The sequence below is a fragment of the Oceanisphaera ostreae genome, from assembly GCF_042676125.1.
Taxonomy (GTDB): domain Bacteria; phylum Pseudomonadota; class Gammaproteobacteria; order Enterobacterales; family Aeromonadaceae; genus Oceanimonas; species Oceanimonas ostreae.
This window is the reverse complement of the sequence record NZ_JBHTJS010000004.1, coordinates 1-13,403: the sequence shown is the minus strand read 5'-3', so window position 1 is coordinate 13,403 and position 13,403 is coordinate 1. Positions and strand designations below refer to the sequence as shown.

The 13,403-nt window shown below is 48.9% G+C and carries 16 protein-coding genes; 13 read left to right on the top strand and 3 right to left on the bottom strand.

Annotated features, from left to right (window positions below):
* Positions 1–351: 351 nt before the first annotated feature.
* The 3 genes from yaaA to ACFQ1C_RS01760 form a co-directional block, all read right to left on the bottom strand.
* Positions 352–1,125, bottom strand: a complete 774-nt coding sequence (gene yaaA, locus ACFQ1C_RS01770; protein WP_379556816.1) for a peroxide stress protein YaaA — start codon at positions 1,123–1,125, stop codon at positions 352–354.
* A 269-nt stretch (positions 1,126–1,394) separates the two neighbouring features.
* The gene (locus tag ACFQ1C_RS01765) at positions 1,395–2,510 is read right to left on the bottom strand and encodes a PilT/PilU family type 4a pilus ATPase (RefSeq protein ID WP_379556815.1); all 1,116 of its coding nucleotides are present in this window, start codon (positions 2,508–2,510) and stop codon (positions 1,395–1,397) included.
* Positions 2,511–2,522: 12 nt separating this feature from the next.
* On the bottom strand, positions 2,523–3,560 hold the full coding sequence (locus tag ACFQ1C_RS01760; RefSeq protein WP_379556814.1) for a type IV pilus twitching motility protein PilT: 1,038 nt from the start codon (positions 3,558–3,560) through the stop codon (positions 2,523–2,525).
* Between the two features lie 34 nt (positions 3,561–3,594).
* On the opposite strand from ACFQ1C_RS01760, the gene ACFQ1C_RS01755 reads away from it, so the two are divergent.
* From ACFQ1C_RS01755 to ACFQ1C_RS01695, 13 genes are all read left to right on the top strand, one after another.
* Complete coding sequence (locus ACFQ1C_RS01755) at positions 3,595–4,287, top strand: YggS family pyridoxal phosphate-dependent enzyme (RefSeq protein ID WP_379556813.1); 693 nt, start codon at positions 3,595–3,597, stop codon at positions 4,285–4,287.
* 28 nt (positions 4,288–4,315) lie between these two features.
* Positions 4,316–5,137 carry a pyrroline-5-carboxylate reductase gene (gene proC, locus ACFQ1C_RS01750; protein WP_379556925.1) on the top strand — a complete coding sequence of 274 codons (822 nt, stop codon included), beginning with the start codon at positions 4,316–4,318 and terminating at the stop codon, positions 5,135–5,137.
* 9 nt (positions 5,138–5,146) lie between these two features.
* Complete coding sequence (locus tag ACFQ1C_RS01745) at positions 5,147–5,698, top strand: YggT family protein (RefSeq protein WP_379556812.1); 552 nt, start codon at positions 5,147–5,149, stop codon at positions 5,696–5,698.
* Entirely contained in the window at positions 5,695–5,997 is a 303-nt protein-coding gene (gene yggU, locus ACFQ1C_RS01740; protein ID WP_379556811.1) for a DUF167 family protein YggU, read from the top strand. Before ACFQ1C_RS01745 ends, yggU begins: the two co-directional genes overlap by 4 nt.
* A 36-nt stretch (positions 5,998–6,033) precedes the next feature.
* The gene (locus ACFQ1C_RS01735; RefSeq protein WP_379556810.1) at positions 6,034–6,459 is read left to right on the top strand and encodes a DUF4426 domain-containing protein; all 426 of its coding nucleotides are present in this window, start codon (positions 6,034–6,036) and stop codon (positions 6,457–6,459) included.
* Between the two features lie 84 nt (positions 6,460–6,543).
* Positions 6,544–7,161 (top strand): XTP/dITP diphosphatase, encoded by a 618-nt coding sequence (locus ACFQ1C_RS01730; RefSeq protein ID WP_379556809.1) that lies wholly within the window; start codon positions 6,544–6,546, stop codon positions 7,159–7,161.
* Positions 7,161–8,306 carry a radical SAM family heme chaperone HemW gene (hemW, locus tag ACFQ1C_RS01725; RefSeq protein ID WP_379556808.1) on the top strand — a complete coding sequence of 382 codons (1,146 nt, stop codon included), beginning with the start codon at positions 7,161–7,163 and terminating at the stop codon, positions 8,304–8,306. The genes ACFQ1C_RS01730 and hemW overlap by 1 nt, the downstream gene beginning before the upstream one ends.
* Positions 8,307–8,356: 50 nt before the next feature.
* Positions 8,357–9,091 carry a cell division protein ZapD gene (gene zapD / locus ACFQ1C_RS01720; RefSeq protein WP_379556807.1) on the top strand — a complete coding sequence of 245 codons (735 nt, stop codon included), beginning with the start codon at positions 8,357–8,359 and terminating at the stop codon, positions 9,089–9,091.
* Positions 9,088–9,279, top strand: coding sequence for a DNA gyrase inhibitor YacG (yacG, locus tag ACFQ1C_RS01715; RefSeq protein ID WP_379556806.1), 192 nt, complete (start codon positions 9,088–9,090; stop codon positions 9,277–9,279). The genes zapD and yacG overlap by 4 nt, the downstream gene beginning before the upstream one ends.
* Positions 9,269–9,733 carry an 8-oxo-dGTP diphosphatase MutT gene (gene mutT, locus ACFQ1C_RS01710; protein ID WP_379556805.1) on the top strand — a complete coding sequence of 155 codons (465 nt, stop codon included), beginning with the start codon at positions 9,269–9,271 and terminating at the stop codon, positions 9,731–9,733. Before yacG ends, mutT begins: the two co-directional genes overlap by 11 nt.
* Before the next feature lie 255 nt (positions 9,734–9,988).
* The gene (locus ACFQ1C_RS01705) at positions 9,989–11,947 is read left to right on the top strand and encodes a methyl-accepting chemotaxis protein (protein WP_379556804.1); all 1,959 of its coding nucleotides are present in this window, start codon (positions 9,989–9,991) and stop codon (positions 11,945–11,947) included.
* Between the two features lie 194 nt (positions 11,948–12,141).
* A complete protein-coding gene (locus ACFQ1C_RS01700) occupies positions 12,142–12,543 on the top strand; it encodes a helix-turn-helix domain-containing protein (RefSeq protein WP_379556803.1) in 402 nt (133 codons plus the stop codon).
* Between the two features lie 69 nt (positions 12,544–12,612).
* Positions 12,613–12,984 carry a helix-turn-helix domain-containing protein gene (locus ACFQ1C_RS01695; RefSeq protein ID WP_379556802.1) on the top strand — a complete coding sequence of 124 codons (372 nt, stop codon included), beginning with the start codon at positions 12,613–12,615 and terminating at the stop codon, positions 12,982–12,984.
* The last annotated feature ends 419 nt before the right edge of the window (positions 12,985–13,403 follow it).

The following is a 13,403-nucleotide window of genomic DNA, read 5'->3' as shown; positions in this document are numbered from 1 at the left end:
CATAAAAAAACCGGCCCATTAGGACCGGTCAAAAATGAAGAAGAGAGAGTATTCAAATTCAGTAAGCACACTAAGTGAGAGCGCAGCCTGGCCAAAAGGTTCCGTCTTTTTTAAACATAAAAAAACCGGCCCATCAGGACCGGTCAAAAATGAAGAAGAGAGTATTCAAATTCAGTAATCACACTAAGTAAGAGCGTGGCCGACCTAAAAGGTTCCAGCTTTTTTTGCTTTTTTTTGCAGAAGGGCTTTTAAAACGTGGCACGCCATATGCTGTAAGCCGTAAGTTAAAGGCAGACCCAGTGTTCCTTTAACGGACAGCGTACAGCTTCAAGCGTAAGGCAGCCTTTCGGACTACAGTTCTTCGCGCTTAAATACCAATTCAGTGGCCGTAGATTCAGCTTCTACGAAGTAGTAGCCCGCAGTATCAAAGGCGGTAAGCTGGCTGACTTCGGTTAGCTGGTTCTGAATAATATAACGAGCCATCATGCCGCGGGCCTTTTTGGCGTAAAAACTGATGATTTTGTACTGGCCGTTCTTACAATCTTTGAATATCGGCGTAATAATCTGGCCTGCCAGTCGCTTCGGTTGTACCGCTTTAAAATACTCATTAGACGCCAGATTGATCAGCACATTATCGCCTTGCTCATCTAGCGCTAAGTTGAGCTTATCGGTAATAATATTCCCCCAAAATGCGTATAAGTCTTTACCACGAACGTTATCGAGCTTGGTGCCCATCTCAAGTCGATATGGCTGCATTAAATCTAATGGCCGCAATAAACCGTACAGTCCTGACAACATGCGAAAATGTGCTTGGGCAAACGTAAAGTCCGCCGCACTCAGGCTTTCGGCATCTAACCCTGTGTAGACATCACCTTTAAATGCTAACAGCGCTTGTTTGGCATTGCCTGGGGTAAAGATAGGTTGCCAGTCGGCAAAACGGGCGGCATTTAGGCCTGCCAGTTTATCGCTGATTTTCATCAATTTGCCAATGTCGGCGGGCGTTAGCTCCCTAGTTCGTTCGATTAGCAACGCTGATTCGGCTAACAACTCAGGCTGAGTGAAGTCACTAATCACCGGTGGGGTATCGTAATCGAGGGTCTTGGCAGGAGAAACCACTATCAGCATGTGCTACCTCTAAATTTTTATGATTAAAAAAGCGCTATAACTAAAATATCCGACCTTTAAATATATTTGGCCACGGAGTACACGGAAAGATAAACACGAACAAAAGACCCATTTTTAGTAGGTAAGACCAAACCTTAGGTCAGCTGTAAGCGAGCTGCTACAGATAACACTCTTTATAACTTTATCAGTTAAGTCTGTGTACTTCCGTGTATTCCGTGGCGAAGAGGTCTTTAATCTCTAAGCATCAATCGCTCAGCCTAAAGATCAGGTTAGTCAGACTCGATGGTCACATTATCGAGTAAGCCTGCATCTAGGCCTTGATTACCACCTTGCAGCTTAATCATCAAACGTAAATCATTAGGGGAGTCGGCATACGCCAAGGCTTCGCTATAACCAATATGATGTTGAGTATAAAGCTCAAACAAGGCCTGATCGAAGGTTTGCATGCCCTGCTCACCCGATTTATTCATCAGCTCTTTTAAGCGGTGCATTTCACCCTTACGGATCAAATCAGCCATAAGAGGTGTGTTTAGCAGCACTTCAAAGGCCGCTCGGCGTTTACCGCCATCACGAGTCGGAATCAGCTGCTGTGCCACTATCGCTTTAAGGTTAAATGATAAATCAAACTGTAATTGACGATGCTTACTTTCCGGTACTAAATGCATGATCCGATCGAGCGCTTGGTTGGCATTATTGGCATGCAAGGTCGCCATACACAGGTGGCCAGTTTCGGCAAACGCCAGTGCGTAGCCCATCGTTTCTTCGGTGCGAATCTCACCAATCAGAATAACGTTAGGGGCTTGGCGCAACGAGCTTTTTAACGCCGCCTCAAAGGATTCGGTATCTATTCCCACTTCACGTTGGGTGATAATAGATCGATCGTGCTGATGAACAAACTCCACCGGATCTTCTATGGTCAAAATATGATCGTCTGCATGGCGATTGCGATGCCCAATCATGGCGGCCTGAGTCGTCGACTTACCACTACCCGTTCCGCCCACAAACAACACTAACCCGCGTTTTGCCATGGCGATATCGCGCAAGCTATCGGGAAGGTACAACTCCTCAAAGGATGGGATCTTACTTTCGATGCGGCGGATCACCATGCCAGCTTTTTCTTGTTGCCAGAAAGCACTCACCCGAAAACGCCCATACTGCTCATCGCTAATGGCAAAGTTGGCCTCTTTGTCACGATGAAAATGCTGATGCCAATCTCCCGTCAAGCAAGACTCAACCAGCGCGAGTGCATCTTCTGCTGTCAGCTTGTGATCACCGATGGGCACCAGTACCCCGTGACTTTTAACCATGGGCGGTACGCCAACGGAGATATATAAATCCGAAGCTTGCTTCTCCACCATTACCTGCAATAAAGGCGTTAACTCCATTATTGTCTCCAATTATTGAATACTCTGCGGGTCCGTCGCCTTTAAGCGTGCTTCTGCCGCCGTCACCATGCCGCTACTTACCAGCATCTTCAGACACTGATCCATCGTTTGCATGCCGTGGGCCATACCGGTTTGGATCACCGAGTACATTTGCGCCACTTTATCTTCTCGGATCAAGTTACGAATGGCGGGGGTGCCCAGCATAATTTCGTGGGCTGCAATACGACCACCACCTTCTTTCTTCAATAAAGTTTGTGAGATAACCGCGCGCAATGACTCCGACAGCATGGATCTTACCATGGCTTTTTCTGCTCCAGGAAACACATCAACGATACGGTCTATGGTTTTAGCAGCGGAAGAGGTGTGCAATGTGGCAAACACCAAGTGACCGGTTTCTGCGGCAGTTAGTGCGAGACGAATCGTCTCTAAGTCGCGCAGTTCACCCACCAGAATAATATCGGGGTCTTCACGCAAAGATGAGCGCAACGCGTTACTAAATGAGTGCGTATCTCTGTGTACTTCACGCTGGTTAATGAGACATTTTTTATTTGCGTGCACAAACTCAATAGGGTCTTCTATGGTAAGAATATGCTTATTATTGTTCTCATTAATATGATCAACCATGGCCGCCAGCGTCGTAGACTTACCCGAACCCGTTGGGCCGGTGACGAGCACTAATCCACGTTGATATTCGGCAATGCGCCGAAAAATTTCAGGTCCGCCTAACTGTTCGAGGCTCATTACCTCACTGGGGATCACACGAAATACCGCCGCCGCACCGCGTGCCTGATGATAAGCATTGACTCGAAAACGGGCGAGTCCCGGTAATTCAAAGGAAAAGTCGACTTCAAGATTATCTTCCAGTTCTTTACGCTGGCGATCGTTCATAATGTCGTAGACTAAACGGTGCACTTCTCGGTGTTCTAATACAGGTAAGTTAATTTTACGCACCTCACCATCAACGCGGATTTGAGGCGGAACACCTGCAGATAGGTGCAGATCCGAGGCATTATGTTTTACACTAAAGGCCAATAATTCCGTAATATCCATTATCTCTCCCTGTTGCGCTTGGTTTATTACTCATATGAATACTATCTTACAACAGCTGCACTTAGTGCACGACAGAATAACCGCCGCTGCTATATCCTGTGATCGTCATCCCGATGCGGTACAATTACTGGCCGTTAGCAAGACTAAACCGGCTGCCGACGTATTAAGTGCATACCAAGCTGGACAACGCCAATTTGGTGAAAACTATGTGCAAGAAGCTCTCGATAAAATAGCGGCTTTAACAACTGACTGCCCCAATATTTGCTGGCATTTAATTGGCCCCCTGCAATCTAATAAAACCCGTCAGGTGGCCGAAACCTTCGACTGGGTGCAAAGTGTCGATCGGCTAAAAATTGCCGAGCGCCTGAGTGCTCAACGACCCAGTAACTTAGAGCCACTTAATATTTGCCTACAGGTCAACATTAGCCAAGAAGCAAATAAGTCGGGTTTGTCACCCAGTGAGGCCGAAACGCTAGCCCAAAAAATTGCGGCGCTACCCGGTTTGTGCCTGCGTGGGCTGATGGCGATTCCCGAGGCAACTGATAATAGCGAACGACTAAAGACACAATTACTAGAGTTACGACAACTGTTTGATAGAATGACAGAAAAACACCCTACAATGGATACTTTATCCATGGGTATGAGTAACGACCTAGAACTCGCAGTGGCCTGTGGCAGCACCCTCGTTCGGGTGGGCACGGCTATATTTGGCTCTCGTAACGTGTGAGTATTCAGTAATGGACTCTCAGTCTGTAATAGAAAAAAGAAAACTGGCCTTTATTGGCGCAGGAAACATGTCACGCAGCCTGATTTCAGGGCTGATCCAATCAGGTTATCCAGCCACGGCCATTATGGCGACTAATCCCTCATCCGAAAAGCTCGAGCGGCTAGCCGCCGATTTTGGCATTCATATCAGCCAAGACAATACTCAAGCCACCGAGTGGGCACAGGCGATAGTGCTGGCAGTAAAGCCACAGATGATGGCTAACATGCTGGCCGAGCTGCAAGCACAAGGTGCCAGCCTTGATGGTAAGTTGCTGATCTCGATTGCGGCAGGTATTAGTGTATCGCGTTTAGAACAAATGACGGGCCAACAGAGCATTATTCGCACCATGCCCAATACGCCGTCGTTACTTGGGCTGGGCATGACCGGATTGTATGCGCGCCCCCATATTGAGCAGTCCGAACGCGATTATGCCGAACACATGATGCAAGCCGTGGGCAAAACGTTGTGGGTAAGCGATGAAGACGGCATTAATCAGGTGATTGCCGCCGCCGGCAGTGCACCCGCCTATTTCTTCTTATTTATGGAAGCCATGGCAGCGCAGGCTCTGCAGTCGGGTTTTAGTGAACAAGAAGCGCGATTATTAGTACAGCAAACTGCATTGGGTGCTGCAAATATGGTGGCGGCTAACCCCGATATCAGCTTAAGCGAGTTAAGAGCCCAAGTGACGTCTAAAGGGGGCACCACCGCCGAGGCCATTCGCCATTTTCAAGAGCAAGGACTAGCACAGCTGGTCGCCAACGCCATGACCGCCGCCGTTACACGGGCGCGCGAATTAGAAACCCAGCTCTAAGGAAAGTAAATGAATACCGCTTATTATCTAATTAATACCGTGTGTAACCTATACCTGATGATCGTACTAATGCGTATCTGGTTACAGCTGGCAAGAGCCGATTTCTATAGCCCCGCAAGTCAATTTGTCGTTAAGGCCACCAATCCAATATTAAAACCGCTACGTCGTTTTATTCCGGGTTATTTTGGTATCGACATGGCTGCGCTAGTACTAGCAGTACTCGTGGTAGCGGTTAAGTTAACCTTACTGTACGTACTGATCGCCGAAGCCGCTATTGGACCAGAATGGTTACTACTTATTGTGCTTACCATCATCAAAAAAGCCGGCACCATGCTCTTCTGGGTTTTGATCATGCGCGCTCTGCTTAGCTGGGTGAGCAAAGGAAACAACCCCATTGAATACTTGATGTTCCAGTTAACCGAACCTTTATTGGCGCCCATACGACGTATTATTCCAGCACTCGGCGGCCTCGATTTGTCTATGTTGGTATTTTTTATTGTGCTGCAAGTACTTAACTCTCTGATGGGGGATGTGTTCGGCCAAATTTGGTGGGCAATATGAGTCTAGCGCTGCGTCTGGAACAAGACCGGCTCTATCTCAATATTTATCTACAACCCAAGGCCAGCCGAGATCAATTTTTAGGCCTGCATGGGGACGAACTTAAAGTGGCGATTACGGCGCCGCCGATCGATGGCAAAGCCAATGCTCACCTTTTGAAGTGGCTAGCCAAACAATGTCGAGTCGCTAAATTTAAGGTGCAGTTAGTCGCCGGCGACTGCAGCCGGCACAAGAGAGTCGTAATTGAGTCACCCAAAGAAATTCCGCCCGCGTTGGCGGAACTCTTAGCAAAATCGACCTAAATTCAACGTTAGAACATTTAATAAAAAGGAAGTGTCATGTTTAAAGGCATATTGACTACCTTATTGCTTAGCTTAGGGTTGTTACTATCAGCTCATGCTCAAGCTGACGAAACCAACATTGGCGACTGGACTGTGCATCACACCGCCCTGCCCTCCACCTTTCTCACCCCAGAAATAGCCCGAGCCAACCGCATTGAACGTAGTCGCTATAACGGCCTGTTAAATATTGCGGTACTGGATAAAAATGGTAAATCTGTGCAGGTGAATATGACCGGCCAAGGCAAAACGCTAATTGGCACGGTGCGCAAGTTAGAGTTTCAAACCATACGCGAAGGCGATGCCATTTATTACATCGCCCAATACCCGTATCGTAACGAAGACAACGTGCTGTTTACCATTGATATTAAAGGCCCTAAACAAAGTGGCGAACTGTCGTTTCGTCATATTTTTTATACCGATTGAGCGGGCTTACGTCTAACGGACCACATCTTGAGGCAGCAGTGTTATTATGCGCGCTCAAATGCCTTAGCCTAACGGGAGTATCAGGTGAGCAAGCAAATAGTACTGGCCTCAGGTAACGCCAAAAAAGTTGCCGAACTGCAAAGCCTACTCGGTGAGCTAAAGCTCACCGTTATTCCCCAAAGTGAATTTGCAGTGACCGATGCAGAAGAAACCGGCACTACTTTTGTTGAAAACGCCATTATTAAGGCGCGTCATGCCGCAGCCATCACCGGTTTACCCGCAATTGCCGATGACTCCGGCATTAGCGTCGCCGCATTAAACGGCCGCCCTGGTGTGTATTCAGCGCGCTTTGCTGGTGCTGATGCCACCGATAAGCAAAACCTAGAATTATTACTTAGCAAACTTGAAGGTGTGCCCAGTGAGCAGCGCCAAGCCACCTTTTGGTGTGTGTTGGTATTTATGCGCCATGCCCAAGATCCTACGCCGCTTATTTGCAGTGGCTCATGGGCGGGTGAAATCACCACCACCGCCCAAGGGAGCCAAGGCTTTGGCTATGATCCTATCTTTTGGGTACCTGAGGCGGGTAAAACTGCCGCCGAGCTAAGTGCTAGTGAAAAAAATAGCCTGAGCCACCGGGGCAAAGCATTACGCCAGTTACAAGGTCTTCTGCTCTCTCAAGCTCAGCCACAAGAGCAACTATAATGCTGCACCTTCCGCCGCTCAGCCTTTATGTGCATATTCCGTGGTGTGTGCAAAAATGTCCTTACTGCGACTTTAACTCGCACACTTTAAAAGAAGCAATTCCCGAGCAGGCCTATATTGGTGCGTTACTCGACGATTTACGCCAAGACTTGCGCTTTGCCCAAGGTCGAAAGCTGCACAGTATTTTTATTGGTGGCGGTACCCCAAGCCTCATGAGTCCAGAGGCAATCAAGCAACTGCTTGAGGGTATTCAGACGCTTATTCCCTTTCAACCAAATATGGAAATAACTCTAGAGGCCAACCCGGGCACGGTAGAAGCTGGCCGTTTTGCCGGCTTTAAAGCCGCAGGCGTCAACCGAATATCTATTGGTATACAAAGCTTTCAACCAGAAAAATTAACGCGTTTGGGGCGCATTCACGACCCTGAACAAGCGCGCTTTGCCGCAAGTGAAGCGGCTAATGTCGGCTTAAATAGCTTTAATATCGACTTAATGCACGGTTTACCCGACCAAAGCTTAAGCGATGCACTGTCGGATTTAGAGCAAGCGATGGCCTTAAATCCACCGCATTTATCTTGGTATCAGCTCACTATAGAGCCCAATACCCCCTTTGCTTCTCGCCCGCCGACCTTGCCCGAAGATGATATATTGGCCGATATTTATGAGCAAGGCCACGAACTGTTATTGGCTAATGGATATCAGCAATATGAAGTGTCGGCCTACGCTAAGCCGGGCTTTGAAGCCGAGCATAACCTTAATTATTGGCGCTTTGGCGATTACCTTGGCATTGGTTGTGGCGCTCACGGAAAAATCACACTACCGTTAGAAAACAAGCTAGTTCGCACCGTGAAGGTAAAGCATCCTAAGGGCTACTTAGAGCCAAACAGACCTTACTTAGATCAGTATTGGCCCATAAAACAGCAGGATCTGTCGCTGGAATACTTCATGAATCGGCTGCGTCTGTTTGAACCTATTCCTAAAGATGCATTTTATCAGCTTACTGGGCAACCGCTTTCTTTGCTACAAACCCCGCTAGCCGAGGCTTTGCGCTTAGAGCTGTTAGATGAAACCGACACCCATTGGCAAGTCACCTCACTGGGACGACGCTTTTTAAACCGGTTACTCGATTTGTTTATTACCGACTAATACGGGTAAAATTACCGTTATTATCGCCTTCACTTGTGGGCCGGAGCCTTATGTCATCACTGGTTTACGAATATCCTCTAAATGAAAAGTGCCGCAATTACCTGCGTCTCAATGATTTATTACAACAAATAAAACAATGCCGCAGCCTCACTGCTAGCGGCCAAACCATCGCCTTATTTAAAGCGCTGTTAGATATTATTGAGCTGCTAGAGCGTTGCGATATTCGTACCGATCTTGCCAAAGACTTAAATATTCAAAAAGAAAAACTGGTCGCATGGGCTGAAGTGCCGGGTATAGATCCTACCGCCCTCACCCAGCTAGAACAGCAGCTATCCGACTTAAGCCAGCAATTACCTAAGTCTCCCCGTTTTGGACAGCTACTGCGCGAAGATAAACTACTTACCGTTGTGCGTAGCCGCTTTGCCATTCCTGGCGGGCTATGCTCGTTTGATGTGCCACAACTGCATTATTGGTTACACCAAGCGAAAGCCGATCAGCAGCAAGACATTGATGGCTGGCTGAACCAGTTGCAGTTATTACAACAAGGGTTAGAACTACAGCTAACCCTGTGGCGCGAAGTTGGCCAGTTTCAGTCTTTACGAGCCAATAACGGCTTTTTTCAAGACGATGCCGCGCATACCAATATTATCCGCTTACGTTTGTCGGCAGATCAGGCTATTTACCCAGTAGTCAGTGGCAATAAGTATCGCTATACCATCCGTTTTATGCCGGTTGATAACAGCGAAATCGGTAATGTTGACTTTGAATTGGCGAATATAAAATGAACAAACCTCTCACTGTGTCCTGCCCCACCTGCAATACTTCCGTAGCCTGGGACGAGCAAAGCCTATTTCGTCCTTTTTGCAGCAAGCGCTGCCAGCTTATTGATTTAGGAGAGTGGGCAGACGAAGAAAAGCGCATCGCGGGCGAGCCGGCCTGGATGCCCGATCAGGATAACGAAAATGAGTACTAAGTTACCCGTTGCGGCCAGTAACCAACCTGTTAGCAACAAATCAGCGCCTGCGGCCCAAAGTAAAGTGCTGGTGGCGGTGGGGGTGATTGAAAACAGCCGAGGCGAAATTTTTATCTGCCGCCGCGGTGCCAGTCAGCACCAAGCTAATAAATGGGAGTTTCCTGGTGGCAAGGTCGAAGCCGGTGAAAACGTAGCCCAAGCGCTAGCCCGCGAGCTGGCAGAAGAAGCGGGCATAGTTGTGCAAGCCTGTCAGCCTTTGATGCAAATAGAGCACGACTACGGCGACAAGCACGTCACCCTGGCCATCCGCAAAGTCACCGCTTTTAGCGGTGAACCCCGTGGGCTTGAAGGCCAACCCAGCCGCTGGGTTCCAATCAGTGAGCTAAGCCAGTACGACTTTCCCGCCGCCAACAGCCCGATTGTCGACATGCTGCAGACCGAAGCCGGAAACTGAAGTCAAATCCACTCACTTCAACACTATAGGTCCGTCGACCGCTTTTCTTCCGATATATGCCGTAAACGGAACAGATAACGTCGGTCTCAGGCAACACTAGGTCGCTCCTCACCCGACACAAACGGCTCCGAGCTCACACTTCTTACATAAAGAAACATTTAGCATACATAATAGCAACAACCTTTATTGACACTCTTTGCCTGCCCTGATTAGACTGGCTCATTCTCGTCTTCTCGTCTCGTGAGCCATATCTTCATGCGTATCCAACATAAACTCATCCTGGCCTTGCTGCTGACCACTCTGCTACCGATAGGCCTACTGTCTGCCTTCACTATCCATCAAGCTCGGCAGTTGGCTGGAGAGCGTTTTCTGGAACAAGGCCAGAGTGAAATTCATAAGCTGGATCAGGCGTTCAGTGCCCATTTCGAGCAAATAGGCCAGGACGTAGAATTTCTCGCCTCCTCTCCCTTGCTGGCTCGAGCCGACGCCAGCATCAGCTCCTATCACCAGGGTCCAGCTCAAAAGATGACGCCGGATCGTAACGGAGGCACCGAGACTGAAATCTACCGAGAATTCGAACGTTTCGCCGAAAGTCACCCAGGGCTAGCCTACGTCTACATGGGTACCCAAGACGGCGGCTATGTGCAGTGGCCTCAGGGGGATATAACCGCCGGTTATGACCCTCGTCCTCGTCCCTTTTTTCAGAGCGGTATGTCTGCTCCCGGTCAGGTAATACGCACCGGCGCCGACTACTGGGAGGCGGTTGACGACACCATGGTCGGGATAGTGCACAGCTTCAAGAACCAATATGGTCAGGATTACGGGGTCATGGCGATAGATGTGTCTCTGAAAGAGCTGACCAATATGACTCAACAGGCTCGACTCGGAGAGCAGGGCTACCTGATGCTGATCGACGACGGTGGCACCGTACTGGTGGATGCCGCCAGACCGGAGCATAACACCCGCCAGCTGACCGATCTGAAAGAAGCTGATTACCGCCGCCTGTCCAACACCCATTCAGGCCAGCTTGAGCTGGAACTCGACGGTGAAAACTTTAGGGCTCTGGTATATCCCTCTCCTTCTCTCGGTTGGAAGTTCATTGCCCTGATGCCGGAACGCGAAATTCTGGCGCCCGCCCAACGGATGCTATGGACGACTCTGGGCAGTACCGCCCTGGTGGTGCTATTGGTGTTGCTGCTGGCCTGGTGGTTCTCAGGAGTGCTGGTCAAACCCATACTGGCAGTGAGCCGGGGGCTCAAGGATATCGCTCAGGGCGAAGGTGATCTGACCCGACGCCTGGCCATTAGCAGCCGGGATGAAACCGGCGACCTAGCTCGCTGGTTCAATCAGTTTCTAGAATCCATTCTACAGCTGGTAATCCGCATCAAAGACACTGCCCATCAGGTTGACGCCGTGTCTACCCTAGGCCGCGAAAATGCGACGGCAGTAGACACCGCCAGCGGTCATCAGTTGAAGGAAATTGAGCGCATGGCCACTGCTTTGACCGAAATGTCAGCCTCCGCCAATGAGGTGGCCCACAGCTGCAACAGATCGGCCGAAGCTGCGGCCCAGGGCCAACTAGCCGGCGATCAGGGCAAGGCCGTCATGCTGGACACCGAGGCAAGCGTGCGCGCCCTGAGCGACCAGCTAAAACAGTCGGCGGTGCATATCCGCCAGCTGGAGGCGGAAAGCGGTCGAATCAACTCCATTCTGGATGTGATCCGCGGCATCGCCGAACAGACCAACCTGCTGGCGCTTAACGCCGCCATCGAGGCTGCCCGGGCCGGGGAGCATGGCCGGGGCTTCGCAGTGGTAGCTGACGAGGTTCGCACCCTGGCACAGCGCACTCAGGTGTCCACCGCCGAGATCGATAGCCTGCTGGCCGGCCTCAATCTACAGACCAGCCAGGCAGTAGAAAATATGGAAACCAGTCAGCAGCAGTCGGAACAGGTGGTGCTACGCTCGGGACAGGCGCGAGAGGCGTTTGATGCAATCAAGGTATCGGTAGATGAAATCACCGACATGACCGCCCAAATCGCCAGCGCCGCCGAGCAGCAGCACATGGTGGCGGAGAGTATAAACTCCCATATTGGCGCCATCCATAGCGCTGCTAGCGAGGTCAATCAGGTATCGAATCAGGTTGCTGATCATGCAGGCCGCCAGGCCGACCTGGCCGGTGAGCTAGGAAAACTGGTCAATCAGTTCCGGATCTGACTGTAAGCCGTAAGCCGTAAGCCGTAAGCCAACACAGCTTGCGGCTTTTTTGCACCAGAAAACAAACCCTCGGTTTTCGTAAACCACGTATTATACCAATCTCACTAATTTTATGATCTAATATCAGCTCTGATAGGAGCTTATACCAATCACACTAATTTTATGGTCTAATGAACGCTCAGATTGGAGATTATATGACCCCTGAATTCCCAAAATTAATACGCGAAACATCTGACGCAAGAATGCGCCTGAGGCTACTTGCTGTTTCTCATTTCGTAGATGGAAAAAATCGTACGCAAATTGCTGCATTCTTAAAAGTGAGTCGGAACAGCGTTAATAACTGGGTTAAGTCCTACCTAGATTTTGGGATAGAGGGATTAGCTGAGAAGAAACATACAGGCCGGCCCTCACAATTGACTGAAAAGCAGTTATTACAGTTGAAACGATATATCGCTTCTAATGCAATTAAGGCAACAGGAGGTAGACTCCAAGGGGGAGATATTATTGAATATATCAAAGAGGAGTTTGACCTATCTTACAGCTTATCAGGTATATATAAGCTATTGAGAAAGCTCGACTTATACCCATCGCACTAAATAAGCAGTCTGCTTTTATACCAATCACACTAATTTTATGGTCTAATAAACGCTCAAGTTGGAGCTTATATGACCCCTGAATTCCCAAAATTAATACGCGAAACATCTGACGCAAGAATGCGTCTGAGGCTACTTGCTGCCTCTCATTTCGTAGATGGAAAAAATCGTACGCAAATTGCTGCATTCTTAAAAGTGAGTCGGAACAGTGTTAATAACTGGGTTAAGTCCTACCTAGATTTTGGGATAGAGGGATTAGCTGAGAAGAAACATACAGGCCGGCCCTCACAATTGACTGAAAAGCAGTTATTACAGTTGAAACGATATATCGCTTCTAATGCAGTTAAGGCAACAGGAGGTAGACTCCAAGGGGGAGATATTATTGAATGTATCAAAGAGGAGTTTGACCTATCTTATACCAATCACACTAAACAAATGGTCTGATTTTATTTCATGTATAAGGTCGAACAAAGGTTCTCCTCCACCGACACGCTGCAAGCACCTCCCTGTGGCGCTCAAACACATAACATCCCTGTTATGTGATGGTCGGTGGAGTAGAACCCTTTATCCGCCCCTATGCCACGGAGCCGCCTGAGGGTGGGGTTAGCAGACAACTCGGTGCTTAAAGAGAGGTAACAGAGATGGCCTCCCACGACCGTGACATGCCAAGGATGGCATACATGGATGTACTCGTAGCGAGTCATGGGAGGCGGCTGTGTTACCTCAGACGTTCCGACCCAACACCTGACCAAATATTTAATGTGATTGGTATTATACCAATCACACTAATTTTATGGTCTAATAAACGCTCAAGTTGGAGCTTATATGACCCCTGATTTCCCCAAATTAATACGCGAAACATC

Bases quoted from the DNA above. Each gene is read 5' to 3' on its own strand.
- yaaA (WP_379556816.1), bottom strand. From the start codon at position 1,125: ATGCTGATAGTGGTTTCTCCTGCCAAGACCCTCGATTACGATACCCCA.
- ACFQ1C_RS01765 (WP_379556815.1), bottom strand. From the start codon at position 2,510: ATGGAGTTAACGCCTTTATTGCAGGTAATGGTGGAGAAGCAAGCTTCG.
- ACFQ1C_RS01760 (WP_379556814.1), bottom strand. From the start codon at position 3,560: ATGGATATTACGGAATTATTGGCCTTTAGTGTAAAACATAATGCCTCG.
- ACFQ1C_RS01755 (WP_379556813.1), top strand. From the start codon at position 3,595: ATGAATACTATCTTACAACAGCTGCACTTAGTGCACGACAGAATAACC.
- ACFQ1C_RS01745 (WP_379556812.1), top strand. From the start codon at position 5,147: ATGAATACCGCTTATTATCTAATTAATACCGTGTGTAACCTATACCTG.
- yggU (WP_379556811.1), top strand. From the start codon at position 5,695: ATGAGTCTAGCGCTGCGTCTGGAACAAGACCGGCTCTATCTCAATATT.
- ACFQ1C_RS01735 (WP_379556810.1), top strand. From the start codon at position 6,034: ATGTTTAAAGGCATATTGACTACCTTATTGCTTAGCTTAGGGTTGTTA.
- hemW (WP_379556808.1), top strand. From the start codon at position 7,161: ATGCTGCACCTTCCGCCGCTCAGCCTTTATGTGCATATTCCGTGGTGT.
- zapD (WP_379556807.1), top strand. From the start codon at position 8,357: ATGTCATCACTGGTTTACGAATATCCTCTAAATGAAAAGTGCCGCAAT.
- yacG (WP_379556806.1), top strand. From the start codon at position 9,088: ATGAACAAACCTCTCACTGTGTCCTGCCCCACCTGCAATACTTCCGTA.
- mutT (WP_379556805.1), top strand. From the start codon at position 9,269: ATGAGTACTAAGTTACCCGTTGCGGCCAGTAACCAACCTGTTAGCAAC.
- ACFQ1C_RS01705 (WP_379556804.1), top strand. From the start codon at position 9,989: ATGCGTATCCAACATAAACTCATCCTGGCCTTGCTGCTGACCACTCTG.
- ACFQ1C_RS01700 (WP_379556803.1), top strand. From the start codon at position 12,142: ATGACCCCTGAATTCCCAAAATTAATACGCGAAACATCTGACGCAAGA.
- ACFQ1C_RS01695 (WP_379556802.1), top strand. From the start codon at position 12,613: ATGACCCCTGAATTCCCAAAATTAATACGCGAAACATCTGACGCAAGA.